This window comes from Nostoc sp. WHI, from assembly GCF_015714725.1.
Classification (GTDB): Bacteria; Cyanobacteriota; Cyanobacteriia; order Cyanobacteriales; family Nostocaceae; genus Nostoc.
Genome location: NZ_WBKM01000299.1, coordinates 1 through 15,871 on the forward strand (window position 1 = coordinate 1; position 15,871 = coordinate 15,871).

Below are 15,871 nucleotides of genomic sequence, written 5' to 3' on the forward strand. Positions count from 1 at the left end.
ACTCCCCACTCCCCACTCCCCACTCCCTAGTCTTACTCGATGAAGTCGGCGCCGGAACTGATCCAGTTGAAGGTAGCGCTTTAGCGATCGCCTTGTTACAATATCTCGCCAACCACGCCCAACTAACGATCGCCACCACTCATTTCGGCGAACTAAAAGCCCTAAAATACGAAGACGAGCGGTTTGAAAATGCCTCTGTAGAATTTGACGAAAGTACTCTCTCGCCTACTTACCGTCTGCTGTGGGGCATCCCAGGACGTTCTAATGCCTTAACAATTGCCCTACGCTTGGGATTAAAACCAGAAGTGGTAGAACAGGCAAAAACTCAAGTGGGAGAAGCCACAGATGAAGTTAACCAGGTAATTGCTGGCTTAGAAGCGCAACGCCGCCGCCAGGAAACCAAAGCTGCGGAAGCCCAAAGTTTGTTACATCAAGCGGAACGTTTATACAAAGAAGTATCCGCAAAAGCCGCAAGTTTGGAGGAGAGGGAAAGCAGTTTACGGGCTTCACAAGAAGTAGCAGTCCAACAAGCGATCGCTCAGGCAAAAAGTGAAATTGCCCAAGTGATTCGCCGCTTGCAGAAAGGTACGCCCACAGCCCAAGAAGCCCAGCAAGCCACCAATGCTTTGAATCAAATCGGCCAGCAATATCAGCCAGCAACGCCAGCAAAACCAAAAGTTGGGTTTATGCCCAAAGTAGGCGATCGCGTCCGCGTTCCTAAACTGGGACAAACAGCAGATGTGATCACCGCCCCCGATGAAGACGGGGAGTTAAGCGTTCGCTTTGGGCTAATGAAGATGACTGTGAAGTTGGAAGACGTAGAATCTCTAGATGGTCAAAAAGCCGAAGCGATCGTCAAATCCAAACCAGCCCCAGCAGTAGTAACGCCACCACCCCCAAGTGTCCCAGAAATTCGGACTTCCCAAAATACCATCGATTTGCGCGGTAAGCGAGTAGCTGATTCCGAATACATTCTAGATAAAGCCATCTCGGAAGCTACAGGCCCAATATGGATTATTCACGGGTACGGAACTGGTAAACTGCGGCAAGGTGTCCACGCCTTTTTGCAACAGCATTCCAGAGTGAACAACTACGAACCAGCAGAACAAGCAGATGGCGGCAGTGGTGTTACCATCGCTCACATCAAATAAAGCGGCAATAAATGTGAAGGCTGTTAATTCAGCCCATTTTTCCTTATAAAAGAGGAGGAAATTTTCTATGTTACTTGAACTCAATCAACTAATTGTTAAAGCCGGTCATCAGTTGTTAATTAAAGACATCTCCTGGTCGGCATACAAATGTATTTTGGCAGAATTGGGGAGCGATGTCTACGACGGGCTACGCCTAAGCAGTTCTCGGATGAGTTACAGTCAAGGAATGCTGGAAATAATGGCTCCATTACCAGAACATGAAGTAGCTAAAGTTATTATTGGGGACTTGGTAAAAGTTTTATTAGAAGAACTCGATTTGGAATTTTGGAGTTTGGGTTCTACGACTTTTAATCAAGAAAGTATGGATGCTGGGATAGAACCTGATGATTGTTTTTATATCCAAAATGAAGCTAAAATTAGGGGTAAAGATAGAATCAATTTAGAAACCGACCCGCCTCCAGATTTGGCTATTGAAATTGATATTACCTCCCGCACTCGTTTCAATAATTATCAAGCTTTGAGAGTACCGGAACTGTGGCGATGGAATGGAAGTAAGTTGGAAATAAACGTGCTATTCGATGGTAAATATGTAGAATCAAATACCAGTTCTATTTTCCCCAATCTCTCAATTTACCAAGTGATTCCCGAATATTTGATGCTGAGTAAAACAAATGGTAGAAACGCGACAATGAAAGCATTTCGTGCGTGGATAAGACAGCAAACAAATTAACTCTAATGGTAAATGGAGATACGACGAATGACTAAGCCTAACTTTGCAGCAATGAGTAAAATAGAGTTAAAACGTTATTTATTAGATAATCGTAATGATACAGAAGCTTTTTACGTTCTAATGGATAAAATTAACGCTGAACCTAACCCGAAGTTTTATACTATAGATGAAATTGGTGAACTGCAAAAACTAATAGAAGCAAAACGGACACAAGAAAATCTCTAAAAATTACCTTTACCCTGTGTCGAAACATTCTCGGCTGTGGATCACAGGGTATACAGAAGGCGCAATGACAATCAATCGACATGGTTGCGCCAAGGTTCTAACGCATTCAGAAATACAGCTAATCTGAAGCAATTCGCTTGCGGTTTGGAGATTGCTTCTCCACGAACGCTGCATTTCATTTCGCTCGCAATGACATAAATAATTTTGCGTAACCACTTATCCAGCAGCAAGAAGCGCCTTTAACAAACAGGCAAAAGATTTGTATAGTAACTATGTATACATGAAGACCAAGTAATAAACATCAAGAAATTCCAAAATTTAAAACTGCAAATAAATTAAGAGGTATTCTAGATAATTACTTAGCGATAATTAGCGGTTAACATTCAAAACAATAGTTTATTTAGACTATTGTACGGAGCTAGCAGCGAAAGTCGGGTAAACCTTAACTAGAATTGATAATTTTCTACTTTGTTGAAAATAAATTTTCATCTAGAGTTAGGACAAAGATACCTCCTGTTTACCACATAGAAAAAATCTAGCTGAAGCCTCTGGCTCATAGCTATGGGAAACCAAGCTTGATGCTTGAGAGTCTGGTTTCAAAATGAGTAACAGCAACATCCCCTATCAGCTTGATCACCTATGCTAAAAGTTATGCACTCGGCCGCCAACTCAGCCACGCCAAATTCCCAGTGGGAGGATTTAATCAAGCTTCCAGCCCCAAACACAGTTCAATGGGACAATATCAAAACCCAATTGGACTTGGTGCTGTTAGCGCTAGAAACCTTAGCTTGCATTGGTTCAGAGGCTATGCTTTCGGCGGCAACTGATCTGAATTTAGAGTCAAGAGTGCCAGATCGCGTAGCTTTATGGCGACTGCGCCAATCAAATCCCCTACGCAAAGGTCAAGGAGGGCGAAAAAAGCTAGATGTCGAAGAAGCGCGATCGCTTGTTCTGATCATCTGCTACCTAGCCAAACAGCACCAGGAATTGATTCGCCGCGCTGTCGGACTGTTGGAACAAATGGCAGAAAATAACCGGGAGCCTCACCAGGCTGCTTTACTTGGAGATTATATTGATGCTTTTTGCAACACCTACCAAGAGCGGATGGAAGAGGACGAAAAAATCTCAACAGATTTACTAACCAACCTGTCCCTAAAACTGCTTGTAGATTTACTTTTTTACAGCGCTCCTGGTGGGCATCGCCGTCTCTGGCTAGCACTTATAGACCGTTCGACAAAATTTTAGATTTTAGATTTGAAATTCCTTAACCAAAATTCGCTCATTAAAGTTTGCTAGGTCAGGAAACCTTTTTGATAATCGTTAGCTCTTGGGCGATGCACTATCAGCACAGCTTCCTCCTTGCACACCAGTTTGCATAACGGAAGGAACTTAACAAAGTTCTGAGTGAAGGAATCCGCCGTTTCAACTTTTCTTTGCAAGCAACTGGCTCAACTTTTTGCAAAATCCCAAATAGTCTTCCTCGCAGTTCCTGCCATGCCTCTATCAAATTCTGTCATTCGTCGCTACACACCCCCGACTTGCACGCTAGAAATATTCGCGCAAAGCTCACCTCTGTCCCGTTGGATGGGGAAAACTGTCCTCAAGCATCTCAGTTTTGAGCTACGTTTTGATGATCCCCGACTACCAGAAGAACACAGAGTTCCAATTCGGGGCGATCGCGATCAACTCGAAGCTTTGTATGATGCCGTCACAAGCTACATACAACAATTCCTTCAACAATCTCCAGAAAGCTTTTGGGTCAGTTTATCCGATACCCAGAAGTTAAGCACAGCCCTGGATGAACCAGAATTAAAGTCCTCAACAAAAACATTAAATTCCTTTAGTACTCAGATTCCAGGGGCAAATATTCACTTAGAACCAACCAGCTATTTAAATCACAACTTATTCCTCGGTTCTCTCGCCAATCACTCATCTAGCCCCGTAATTCAACTCAGTCTGCTGCAACTATTTGATTTGGCTAGTGCTTTAGATGAATACTCGACTGATGTCATGGCACTCCCAACTCTCAACAGCAGGAGTTCGACTCTGAGGTTCCCTACTTGGGCACCTATTGCCGCAGTATTAGTATTAGGTGTAGGTTTTTTACCAGTTACTTGGCAATATGCTAACGACATTAGGGAAAAGCAACAGCAGACAGCCAAAACAGCAGATCCAGCAGAGGTAAAGACTGCTTTAGAACCTTCACCCTCACTAATCTTTCCCACGCCTCAACCCGGACTCACCATCCCATCAGATAATTTGCTCGGCTCTACCCCTCTGCTTCCCACATCCAGTTTGCCCCAAGCACCCTTAACATCTCCTAGTTCCAATTTCTCTACAGTGCCACCTCCATTACCAAATAATGCACTGACAATACCTCCGAATACGATTTCAACCCTTCCTAGCAATCCAGGGGCACCATCCAGCAAAATCCCACGCCAGGAAATTGCCATCTTACCAAATCTTGAACAGAACCTTACACGGTCAACTCCCCCAGGGGCTGCTTTGCCTCAGCGCCGGAATTTGCCATCTAGCCTATCTTCTACGCCAGGCAGCTTATCACCAAATATTTCACCAGTTCCCCCGTCTCTTAGCACCATACCCAATAATAGTCGTGTCAATACTCCTACTCAAGCTCCCTCACTGACCTCACAACAGCTGGACGAAACAATCAATTCTCTACGGGCAGCTTCTCCTGGAAATAAACCCTCCTCAGAACTTCCCTCGTCTAGAACTGGAGATAATAATCCATTTATCGATCAATTAGGGGACGGACGCAAAATCCCCCCATCCAGAGAAATGGCAACTAGGGGTACATTATTTGACACACCTCAAGTAGCAGAAGCTAGAGAATACTTAATAAAGCGTTGGCAACCACCTACTGGACTGGGACAAACATTAGAGTACAGTTTAATAGTCAGTATTGACGGCACAGTTGAACGAATTTTTCCTCTCAATAAGGCTGCAAGAGAATTCGTTGATAGTGCTGGGATGCCTGAAGTTGGTCAACCTTTTGTTTCCGCTAATACACGCGGACAAAATGTCAGAATTCGAGTTGTTCTTAGTCCTGATGGCAAGGTACAGACTTTTCCTGATGAATAGTAAATTATAATCTGAGATATTGCACTAGCCCCAACAACAGCCTAGTAATTCATTACTAGGCTAATAGCTAAAGTCCTTGGCTCATTGACGAATGCCGCAAGATTTCAGTTCGATGACAATTGAAAAAGTGGCACAATGGTTGTACCAGTTTCTACTTACTGAAATTGTTTTTGAGCTTGTCTTTTGGAGTCCAGTTATCAAACTGGTCTTACTATTGATACCAGTAAACCTACCAATCAATACAATTACTGTTAAATCACCCAGATTAAAGGTAGGAAATATGCAAACTATTGGTACTCAAAAAGACAGTCCAGCTTGGGTTATTCAAACTTGGGCAGCTTTTGTAATTTCTATTTCTATGACCACCTTCGGTATTGTAAACTTGCCTGTGAATAGCTGGGTAAAAGGCTTCATGGGCATGGGTTTAAGTTTTTCTGTTGGCTCAACTTTTACTTTGGCGAAAACTACTAGAGACTTACACGAAAATAGAAGATTAACCGCCAGGTTAGACGAGGCGAAAGTAGAAAAATTGCTTTCACAACACGATCCTCTAAATTTAAAATGAAGGAAGTCTTACCAATTTTGGATTTTGAATTGCCAATTATTAGATTAAAAAGCTTTACCAAAAAGCCGTTTCAGAAATATCCCTGTTCTGTCACTCTCCGAAAACATTTGCCATTTCTGAATTCTAGAGCTTTTATCTACTAAGAGTTTACACAATTTTTTTCTAATAACTAATACAACACCAATTTTTTTCTAATAAGATAGCTTGTATTGATTGCCTGATCAGGCTTCTAGCGATTACCCTTCCGCAGAGTGACAAAAGAGGGATAACTTAAGGCAAAGTAAAAGCTCAGTTTTAGTACAACAATCCCACGCCTTCAAGACGTGGGATTATTTTGCTCAGTAGCCGATGTGTAGCCGATGTAGAGTAGTATTGCCTACCCTACATTCTTGCTCAATGATGATGATGGTGGTGATGGCGATCGCCAGCTAGTTGGGGATTAACTGCTAAAGTTTGCTCTGATAACAGTTGTTCAATATGAGCATCAGCCCATTGCGCCGCCATCGCCATAAATTCCGAATGGTCATTGACGCAAGCCATTTGCACGTAGTTTGTACCAGGATGCTGTTTCTCCAAAGCATGGATGATGTGGTGCACATCTAATAGAGTTTCGTGATTTTCTGTGGCAAAGCCAATTGGCATAAAAATTATTACTTTTGCCCCTAATTGAATCAGATTAGTGGCGGCTTGCTGTGCATTTGGCTGTGTCCAATCAATTAGGGGCGTGTCATGATTGAGCCAACCCACCGAGATTAAGGGATAGCGGTTAATCAATTTATCCCGTACCAAATCGTACAGCGCTTGACTTTCGGTAATCCCAGAGGTAAATCCTTTAGCTTTATGGGGACAGCCGTGGTTCATTAGCACAATACCGATTTGAGAAGGTAGGTAAGCTGCGCCTAATTCAGCAATTTTCTCCTCAACCAAATGAGCCATTAAATCGATGTAGGCTGGTTCGTTGAAGAAAGAAGGAATATAGCGCTGTCTTTTAACCCAATGTTCTTCGCCATCACTCAACTCAACAAGAGCATTGTTAACTTGCTCGATCGCAATGCCACTGGTAAAGATAGAATCAACAACCAGCAGTGGGTAAATTAGCAGTTTATCAAAGCCTTGGTTTTTGATTTCTGCCAAAACTTGATTAGGCAGAAAGGGGGCGCAGAAGTTGAAAGCTTTGAAAACTTGGACATTATTGCCCCATTTTTCTTGTAAATTCTTCTCAATACCAGCACGCTGCTGTTCAAAGATGGCATTGTGTGGGGAGATAAAATCGTGGTGTGTGTGTCCCCACTCATGGCGGTCAAATAGTGCCAAAAGTTTTGCCAGTGGCGGATAAATCCAGGTTGGTACTGGTGCAAATTTTGCTGTCAGTAGATTTAAAGCCTGTTCGTTATAGTTGGCGAAATCTTCGTAGCTTTCGACTTCGCCGTAGCCCATGAGCAGTACGGCTACACGGTCTTTACCTGATAATTGCTCGTGAGTATGTAGCAGTTTTTCCGGCGTAGCAACCACAATAAGTCCCTCAATATAACCAGAGTGCAGAGAAATTTAAAGTTAGGGAATGTTTTAAATATTTCCCCTACTAGTAAAATATTATCCTATCCAGGGGGATAGGATAGGTGCAAAAATTAAAATAATACATCAAAAGACATACAAGTTGTCAGCAATCACTCGCAAAGCTAAAGCTTGCACATTGGATATCGCTTGTTGTTGAGTCGAAGCATACACCAAAACACCCGGTATTTCTAAGATTTCTGCAATCCAACGGCCGTCTTCTTCTTGTTCAACTTCAATAGTCAAGTGAGTAGATATTGAACTTTGCATTATATCGACTCCATTCTTTTGTATTCATAAAAATATTAATACTCAACACATGATAACTTATCCATGCGATCGCTCTTCACAAACCATCTAGCAAAAATGCGATCGCACTACTCAACTTATCAGAGTAAACCTTTCTTTTGCTGCCATACTGCGATCGTGCCATCACTATAACTACTCACTAAAACTTCTCCATTACCACTGAAATTAAGCGAGGTAATACTCTTGAAGGTTTGTTGAAGGATACAAATCTCGCTGCTAGTTTTTAGATCCCAAAGTTTGATAGTATATAGCCCAGTGTTCTCAGTAAAAGCCAGAGTTTGTCCGTTGGGACTGAAAGTTAAGCACCTTCCCCAACCCCGATGGTAACGATTAATAGTATCTAATTTTTCTCCAGAACTAACTTGCCATAGGGTAATATTTGCGGTTCCGGCAATTGCTAAAATTTTACCATCTGGGCTGAAGAGTACTGGATCTGGATCTCCAGGGTCGGTATCACCTTCAACGTAGTCAGTGTTGATGACACGAATCAACTTACCAGTTGCAATCTCCCATATTGCAAACTCAGACATACTATGCCGAGTAGCTAAAAAGCGCTTGTCTGGACTGAAGATAATTTGGGATGGGAACCCATAGTCACCTATAAGCGTACAAACTGTTTGACCATCAGGAATTTGCAGAACTTTAATCCGTAACTTTCCACTATCGAAATCTGTAGATTTTTCACCAATTGCTAGTAAGTCTCCATGCTGATTTAAAGTTCTTGAACCCCAAAATAATAAGTCAGAATCAGGCTTGATTGACTGAATTTCTCTACCTGTTGATACTTCCCATAGGACGATATCTGGCTTATTCACACTAACTAAAAATTTACCGTCTTGACTAAAGGTGATTTTTTCAGCAGAACCCGGATGAGATTTGGATTCAAGGGAACGGAGGAAAGAGCCAGTTTGTGTGTCCCAGAGTTTAATTATGTCATTGTAGCCACTACTAGCGATCGCCTTTCCATCAGGACTAACAGCTACTTGGTCACGATCCGCGAAACCACTACAACACACTCTAGAAGCTGATACTGCATGACCAGCAAAGGTTTGAAGTTTTTTTCCACTTTTTATATCCCACAGAGTAATTCCGCCATTGTTGTCGCCGTGTCCAGTGGCTAAAGTTATTCCATCTGGACTAAACGCAAGGGTGTTAATCGGTTGTTTGGAAACATGGGAAAAAGTTTTAATTTTCTTAGCTATTAGAGGTTGAAACCATCCCTTTTTGAGTTGCCATAGGGTAATTGTGCCAGTTGAGTCACCACTTGCTAAAAGTTGACTATCTGGGCTGAAAGCAAGGGATACAACTTTATTACCCAAAAAAGCGCAAAAACCCCAGAGATCCTTAGAGTAATTCTTGACTCCTTCAAACTTGCACAGTTGTTTGCCATTAACTACATCTGTCAATAATATAGTGCTTCTGAATAATTTAGTTTCTTCTTTGAGAATACGACCGTTTCCTAATCTAACAAAGCTGTCCCCACAATTACTAGCTAAGATACGACTATCTGAGCTAAAGGCAAGAACAGCACCATACTTGTTTTCTGCTGTAACACCTTGCACTGGGATACTGCAAAGCTCTGTTCCCGTTTCGACTTCCCACAGCTTTATTATCTCGTCAATGTTAAAATCATCCAACCAGATTAAGCTGGCAAAGACTTTACCATCCAGGCTAAACTGGTTGATATAAATATCCCTTGGGTTCTCCCAAATAGAAAGAGTATGAATTTCTTTTCCAGTGGATGTTTCCCACAGCTTGATGATGCCAGTTTTCTCATTGGTTGAGACTACTATTTGCAAATCTGGACTGAGAGCAACATTGTTCCACGGGTAATCCTCAAAAGGTGACTGTAGTGCTTTTACGCTAACTACTTTTCCCAGTGCAAAATCCCAAATAAAACCCATACACGTCAAAATATAGGCTAAAGCTTTTTCATTCGGGCTAAAAAATAAGGATTTGCAAAACGAAAAATCAATCCCTTCGCGACCTCCAGCAACCTCTTGAAGATCAACAAAATTAGCAGTATAGAGTTGTTGACCAGTTGCTACATCCCAGAGTTTGATCGTTTCAGTCGATGCATTATGGAAGCTGGCTAATATTTTTCCATCAGGACTGAAGGCAATTTGATCTACATAGTTGGAAGTAGTCGGTAAACATTCCCAAATTTGATTGTTATTTTCAGAATGGGGCGGCTCTGCATTGGAAACCATGAGTCTAACGTCTCCTCACTGTTGGTAGATGCTTATCTCTGCCCAATCAATTATAAATCACCAAGCCCTGAAGGTTGCTCATACCTAAAGAGTGCTTGCAGCAGGAATTTAAATTTACGCCAAGTTTTCCCTAAATTACGCAACCAACCAACCATTGCAATCCATTCTAAACAGTCGCACAACTTCCCCGATTTTGTTGATATCATAACGGCCGAGAATTTCAAATTGTGAGTGAACCATCCTATGTCCCAAAGTACTGAGCAACTGCTGTACAGGTGCTTCCTCCAGATATTCCTTGAGAATCACAGAGCAAATAAAAGAAGTAAGTATAGATTTATGGCAAGGCTATAAAAATTTAGTAGCAGAATTAATTCCTAATGTTCAAGTGGTAGCAGATAGATTTCATGTGATGAAAGGTAATGCTAAAGATGAGTATAATTATTTGCCCTGGAATTCATGAACCAGAGTTAACTGAAAGCTTTAGAGTAGGATTATTAGATATGGTTTCTAATGGCGCGATCGCTCCTAATTACGCAAATATACTGGTTTATCCAGGTAAGGATTTTTTGGTTTTATCAGCATTTCATATTTTGCAATTTTTGGGCGATCGCTTGGGCAATCAGCTAAAATCACCAATTATATTCATTAGCTTTAGTGCTGGCGTTGTTGGGGCAATAGGGGCGGCGTGTTTGTGGCAACTCTTGGGTGGTCGTGTCAAAGCATTTATTGCTATAGATGGATGGGGAGTACCACTACAGGGCAATTTTCCTATTCATCGCATGAGCCATGATTATTTCACCCATTGGAGTTCTTGTTTGCTAGGTAGTGGGCAAGATAACTTTTATGCAGAGCCAGCAGTTGATCATTTGTCAATGTGGAAATTACCCCAAACTGTACAAGGCTGGTGGGTAGATTCATCCATTGGGATTTTTCCACCCAAAGGTCATCTGACAGCAGCTGAGTTTTTGCTTATGCTATTAAAGCGCTATGAAGCAAATTAATCCGGACAATGGCGTAAGTAAACAGGAGTTAGGAGTCAGGAGTTTGGAGTCAGCATTTATTCTCCCCTCTGCCCAATGCTTCTCATGAGTGCTGAGTAATGAGTAATGAGTGCTGAGTGGGGAATTTCACTTCTTTACTCAGCACTCTTAACTCGGAACGGGCTAAACGCCCCGCTACCGCTAACGGAACTGTTTTGCCCAATGCCCCACCTATCCAAAGTATCTAATGTTTCCAACTGAACCTGCTGCTGTTAATAACGGGTTTGGCGCACTGCTAAAAAACCGTGGTTTTATGCTTCTGTGGATTGGGCAAGTGTTGTCCCAATTAGCAGATAAGGTCTTTTTCGTTCTGTTAATTGCTCTCTTGGAGAACTACTCACCGCTTCCTGGGTTGGCACAAAACTCAATGTACTCAACTTTGATGCTGGCGTTTACAATACCAGCAATTTTGTTCGGTTCTGCCGGTGGGATCTTTGTTGACCGCTTTCCAAAAAAGCTAATTCTGGTTGGCTCAGATGTCGTGCGGGGAATATTGACCCTGTGTCTTCCTTTATTACCACGAGAGTTTCTAATTCTGTTAATCCTGACTTTTGCCATTTCCACGGTGACGCAGTTTTTTGCACCAGCTGAACAGGCATCTATTCCCTTGTTGGTGAAGCGAGAAAATTTGTTGGCAGCCAATGCGCTGTTTACTAGCACAACGATGGGAGCCTTAATTATTGGCTTTGCAATCGGAGAGCCGATTTTGAGTTTGGCAAAAACCTTGATGGGAGAAGAATACGGTCAAGAGGTTGTCGTTGGCGGATTATACATATTATCGGCTGCCCTCATGCAGCTGATTAAGTTTAAAGAATCCAAACTCCAGCAGGAACATCAAGACAAAAATAACCCTTGGGCTGAATTTACTGAGAGTGTGCGCTATCTCCAGAAAAACCGTTTGATCTTGAATGCCATGCTACAACTAACTACCTTATATTGTGTGTTTGCAGCGTTAACAGTCCTGACGATTCGATTAGCCGAGGAGTTTGGTCTAAAAGAAAAACAGTTTGGCTTTTTCTTGGCGGCAGCAGGGGTGGGTATGGTGATAGGTGCAGCTATTTTGGGTCACTGGGGTGATAAATTTCATCACAAGCCCTTACCTTTAATTGGATTTTTGATGATAGCACTAGTTTTAGGGTTGTTTACTTTTACCCAAAACTTATTGCTGGCGCTAGGACTCTGTGCATTTTTGGGTATAGGTGCAGCCCTAATTGGTGTGCCTATGCAAACTTTAATTCAACAGCAAACACCACCTACCATGCACGGTAAAGTATTTGGCTTTCAAAATCATGCTGTTAACATCGCTCTGGCCTTACCCCTAGCGATTACTGGGCCATTAACTGATGCTCTGGGCTTGCGAACTGTGCTTGTCGGAATGAGTATTGTTGTCGTAGTTGTCGGTGTTTGGGCTTGGAAAAATACCCGCAAAGTCTTGCAAGACGTAATTTAACTAATGTAATCTAATAATCTAGCTTTATGTTTAATATATAAAATTCTCCGAATTTGATTGAACTTTTCAATTAAAATGAAATCTTAAATACAGAATTCAGCATTAAGTTTAGCTATAGTCTGAGGTTTAACCGTGCGTTCACAAAGTGTCTCCGCAAGAGAATTGCCTTCCCAAGTTAGTCTTCCACAAATCGAGAATCACAAACAATCCCATACTTCTAGGGAGCCAGTCGTGTACAAACGTGCATCTGGCGGTTTTGCTCTGCTTGACAGCCTTCATCGCCACGGCGTTGAGTATATTTTTGGTTATCCTGGTGGGGCGATTCTGCCAATTTATGATGACCTGTATAAGGTGGAAGCAACTGGTGCTATTAAGCATATTCTCGTGAGACACGAACAAGGCGCAGCCCACGCCGCCGACGGTTACGCCCGTGCCACGGGGAAGGTAGGAGTATGCTTTGGTACTTCTGGCCCAGGAGCAACTAACTTGGTGACAGGCATCGCCACAGCCTACATGGATTCAATCCCAATGATTGTGGTTACAGGACAGGTAGCACGTCCGTCGATTGGTACAGATGCGTTTCAGGAAACCGATATTTATGGGATTACGCTACCAATCGTCAAGCACTCTTATGTAGTGCGTGACCCCAAAGAGATGGCGCGAATTGTTGCTGAAGCCTTCCATATTGCTAGCACTGGGCGTCCGGGGCCAGTTTTGATTGATGTCCCCAAAGATGTGGCTTTAGAAGAATTTGACTATGTACCTGTAAAATCAGGTTCAGTAAAATTACGTGGTTATCGTCCCACGGTGAAGGGAAATCCCCGGCAAATAAATGCAGCTATCCAGTTAATTACTGAAAGTCGCCGTCCACTATTGTATGTCGGTGGTGGTGCGATCGCAGCTAATGCCCATGAAGAAATCAAACAACTAGCTGAATTATTCGATATCCCTGTCACCACAACGTTAATGGGGATCGGTGCTTTTGACGAACATCATCCCCTAGCTTTGGGAATGTTGGGAATGCACGGCACTGCTTACGCTAACTTCGCCGTTAGTGATTGTGACTTGCTGATTTGCGTCGGTGCTAGATTTGACGATCGCGTCACAGGCAAGTTAGACGAATTCGCCTCCCATGCCAAAGTAATTCACATCGACATCGATCCCGCAGAAGTCGGCAAAAACCGCATTCCCGAAGTGCCTATCGTCGGCGATGTGCGGAACGTGTTGATTGACTTGTTGCGTCGATGCCAAGAAACAGGGGTAAAAGCCACACCTAATCAAAACCAAGAGTGGTTAAATTTAGTTAACCGTTGGCGCGAAGAGTATCCTTTAATAGTGCCGCATCATCCCGACAGCATTTCACCCCAAGAAGTGATCGTAGAAGTTAGTCGCCAAGCACCCCACGCTTTCTACACCACAGACGTGGGACAACATCAAATGTGGGCAGCACAATTCCTGAAGAATGGCCCAAGGCGCTGGATTTCTAGTGCTGGTTTGGGAACGATGGGTTTTGGCTTACCTGCGGCAATGGGCGCTAAAGTGGCGTTTCCTGATGAAGAAGTCATCTGTATTAGTGGCGATGCTAGTTTCCAAATGTGTTTACAGGAACTAGGAACACTTGCACAGTATGGGATAAATGTCAAGACATTAATTATCAATAACGGCTGGCAAGGGATGGTGCGCCAGTGGCAACAAGCCTTTTATGGTGAGCGTTACTCATGCTCAAATATGGAAGTAGGGATGCCAGATATTGAGTTATTGGCAAAAGCTTATGGAATTAAAGGTATGGTAATCCGCGATCGCAGTGAATTAAAAGATGCGATCGCCGAAATGTTGGCACACAAAGGCCCCGTCATCGTGAATGCCCACGTCACCAGAGACGAAAACTGCTATCCAATGGTAGTCCCTGGCAAAAGCAACGCTCAAATGGTCGGATTGCAGAAGCAAGCGCCGAAAACCGCAGTAGAGTCAGTGTATTGTAGCCAGTGTAATGCGAAAAATGCTCCTACCCATAACTTCTGCGCTGAGTGTGGGACAAAGTTGTAACGCTTTTTGATAATTCAGACTAGAGAGGTAGGGGAGCAAGGAGAAGGGGAGAAAGATGTTGGAATTCCCCCTAATTCCTGCCCCCTTTTATCTTGCATTACATTTAATGCACAAATTTAGGCTTGACACAGCACTAGATTTATGCAAAAAGTGGATTATTGTAGCAAACGAGTTGTGCCGTTACCGTTAGTTGACGCATTCGCAATTGCAGCTTGAGCAGGTTGACTGGCAAGAACCGCTACAACTGGAGCAACTTTTGAACTAGATTGTTTATTTCTTTTTCCATTAGAACCGCCAGCTTTGGAATACTCTATACTGTTTCTGCCGTAGATAGTTGCAACTCCACTTAGCATTCGTTCAGACATTTCGGAGAGGGCTTTATCCATCTGAGTTACTGTCTTACGCGATTCTTCAAGATTGGACACAAGCGTGTTATGAGCTTCTACCGTCGCACGGGTAGTGTTGATGAGGTGGTTGTAGGCTTCAATGGTTAATCCATGTCCTAAATCCAGATTTTCATCAACGGATTTAAGCAAGGCGAGACGAAGTTGGGCTTTGTCAACAGCAGCAGAACTACGAGTTCTTAAAGACATGAGATATCCTTTTTTTAATAATTCCTTTTTCAAGATAGTGGAGTATCCTTTTGCCTGAGATGGGTAGTTTTGTGGATTGATTTCATTAAAACTTCAACGAAATAATTACGAGTTTGTCTGTATTTTTACTCATTTTTTATATCGATTTGTTTTTTGAGAATACGTGCAATCAACAAATGCAAACGCCGAATCAACAATTGCGAATGCCGAATCAACAATTGCGAACGCCGAATCAACAATTGCGAACGCCGAATCAACAATTGCGAACGCCGAATCAACAACTGCGAACGCCGAATCAACAACTGCGAACGCCGAATCAACAACTGCGAACGCCGAATCAACAACTGCGATCGCCGAATCAACAAATGCGATCGCCAAAATAACAAATGCGATCGCCAAAATAACATTAGAAAGGGGAAACTAAAACATCTAATTCCCTCCCCTTCATAAGCTACGGCGTACACACAAGTCGAATTACCCCCCTTAATCCCCCCTTAGAAAGGGGGGAAAATAGAAATCTAGTTCCCTCCCCTTCATAAGCTACGGCGTACACACAAGTCGAATTACCCCCCTTAATCCCCCCTTAGAAAGAGGGGAAAATAGAAATCTAGTTCCCTCCCCTTTATAAGCTACGGCGTACACACAAGTCGAATTACCCCCCTTAATCCCCCCTTAGAAAGGGGGGAAAATAGAAATCTAGTTCCCTCCCCTTTATAAGCTACGGCGTACACACAAGTCGAATTACCCCCCTTAATCCCCCCTTAGAAAGAGGGGAAAATAGAAATCTAGTTCCCTCCCCTTTATAAGCTACGGCGTACACACAAGTCGAATTACCCCCCTTAATCCCCCCTTAGAAAGGGGGGAAAATAGAAATCTAGTTCCCTCCCCTTTATAAG

The 15,871-nt window shown here is 42.8% G+C and carries 14 protein-coding genes and 2 pseudogenes; 11 read left to right on the forward strand and 5 right to left on the reverse strand.

Going from position 1 to position 15,871, the window contains the following annotated elements; genetic code table 11:
• The 6 genes from F8S12_RS31090 to F8S12_RS31115 form a co-directional block, all read left to right on the forward strand.
• The coding region (locus tag F8S12_RS31090) for an endonuclease MutS2 (protein WP_196520139.1) at window positions 1–1,151 on the forward strand (1,151 nt) is incomplete at its 5' end.
• Between the two features lie 67 nt (window positions 1,152–1,218).
• Entirely contained in the window at window positions 1,219–1,881 is a 663-nt protein-coding gene (locus tag F8S12_RS31095; protein ID WP_196520141.1) for a Uma2 family endonuclease, read from the forward strand.
• A gap of 27 nt (window positions 1,882–1,908) precedes the next feature.
• Window positions 1,909–2,106 carry a DUF6887 family protein gene (locus tag F8S12_RS31100; protein ID WP_196520142.1) on the forward strand — a complete coding sequence of 66 codons (198 nt, stop codon included), beginning with the start codon at window positions 1,909–1,911 and terminating at the stop codon, window positions 2,104–2,106.
• 639 nt (window positions 2,107–2,745) lie between these two features.
• Window positions 2,746–3,351, forward strand: a complete 606-nt coding sequence (locus F8S12_RS31105; RefSeq protein WP_196520144.1) for a DUF3038 domain-containing protein — start codon at window positions 2,746–2,748, stop codon at window positions 3,349–3,351.
• Window positions 3,352–3,600: 249 nt separating this feature from the next.
• Window positions 3,601–5,208 (forward strand): DUF4335 domain-containing protein, encoded by a 1,608-nt coding sequence (locus tag F8S12_RS31110; protein WP_196520146.1) that lies wholly within the window; start codon window positions 3,601–3,603, stop codon window positions 5,206–5,208.
• A 280-nt stretch (window positions 5,209–5,488) separates the two neighbouring features.
• The gene (locus F8S12_RS31115; RefSeq protein ID WP_196520162.1) at window positions 5,489–5,773 is read left to right on the forward strand and encodes a YiaA/YiaB family inner membrane protein; all 285 of its coding nucleotides are present in this window, start codon (window positions 5,489–5,491) and stop codon (window positions 5,771–5,773) included.
• A gap of 393 nt (window positions 5,774–6,166) precedes the next feature.
• On the opposite strand, the gene F8S12_RS31120 is transcribed toward F8S12_RS31115, so the two are convergent.
• From F8S12_RS31120 to F8S12_RS41180, 4 genes and pseudogenes are all read right to left on the reverse strand, one after another.
• The gene (locus tag F8S12_RS31120; protein WP_196520148.1) at window positions 6,167–7,285 is read right to left on the reverse strand and encodes a ferrochelatase; all 1,119 of its coding nucleotides are present in this window, start codon (window positions 7,283–7,285) and stop codon (window positions 6,167–6,169) included.
• 129 nt (window positions 7,286–7,414) lie between these two features.
• Complete coding sequence (locus F8S12_RS31125) at window positions 7,415–7,597, reverse strand: type II toxin-antitoxin system HicB family antitoxin (protein WP_196520150.1); 183 nt, start codon at window positions 7,595–7,597, stop codon at window positions 7,415–7,417.
• Between the two features lie 119 nt (window positions 7,598–7,716).
• Window positions 7,717–9,846, reverse strand: coding sequence for a WD40 repeat domain-containing protein (locus F8S12_RS31130; RefSeq protein ID WP_196520152.1), 2,130 nt, complete (start codon window positions 9,844–9,846; stop codon window positions 7,717–7,719).
• 135 nt (window positions 9,847–9,981) lie between these two features.
• Window positions 9,982–10,152: pseudogene (locus tag F8S12_RS41180) on the reverse strand (substrate-binding domain-containing protein); the annotation flags it as partial.
• On the opposite strand from F8S12_RS41180, the pseudogene F8S12_RS31135 reads away from it, so the two are divergent.
• The 4 genes and pseudogenes from F8S12_RS31135 to ilvB form a co-directional block, all read left to right on the forward strand.
• Window positions 10,148–10,261 (forward strand): annotated as a pseudogene (locus tag F8S12_RS31135) (transposase); the annotation flags it as partial. The pseudogenes F8S12_RS41180 and F8S12_RS31135 sit on opposite strands and share 5 nt — an antisense overlap.
• 13 nt (window positions 10,262–10,274) lie before the next feature.
• Window positions 10,275–10,847, forward strand: coding sequence for a hypothetical protein (locus F8S12_RS31140; RefSeq protein ID WP_196520154.1), 573 nt, complete (start codon window positions 10,275–10,277; stop codon window positions 10,845–10,847).
• Window positions 10,848–11,073: 226 nt separating this feature from the next.
• Window positions 11,074–12,336: an MFS transporter gene (locus F8S12_RS31145; RefSeq protein ID WP_196520156.1), complete on the forward strand. Its 1,263-nt coding sequence runs from the start codon at window positions 11,074–11,076 to the stop codon at window positions 12,334–12,336.
• Between the two features lie 132 nt (window positions 12,337–12,468).
• The gene (gene ilvB, locus F8S12_RS31150) at window positions 12,469–14,382 is read left to right on the forward strand and encodes a biosynthetic-type acetolactate synthase large subunit (protein WP_196520157.1); all 1,914 of its coding nucleotides are present in this window, start codon (window positions 12,469–12,471) and stop codon (window positions 14,380–14,382) included.
• A gap of 155 nt (window positions 14,383–14,537) precedes the next feature.
• On the opposite strand, the gene F8S12_RS31155 is transcribed toward ilvB, so the two are convergent.
• Window positions 14,538–14,975, reverse strand: a complete 438-nt coding sequence (locus tag F8S12_RS31155; RefSeq protein ID WP_196520158.1) for a hypothetical protein — start codon at window positions 14,973–14,975, stop codon at window positions 14,538–14,540.
• A gap of 176 nt (window positions 14,976–15,151) precedes the next feature.
• Between F8S12_RS31155 and F8S12_RS31160 the strand changes: the two genes are divergently transcribed.
• Window positions 15,152–15,358, forward strand: a complete 207-nt coding sequence (locus F8S12_RS31160) for a hypothetical protein (RefSeq protein WP_196520160.1) — start codon at window positions 15,152–15,154, stop codon at window positions 15,356–15,358.
• Window positions 15,359–15,871: the final 513 nt, after the last annotated feature.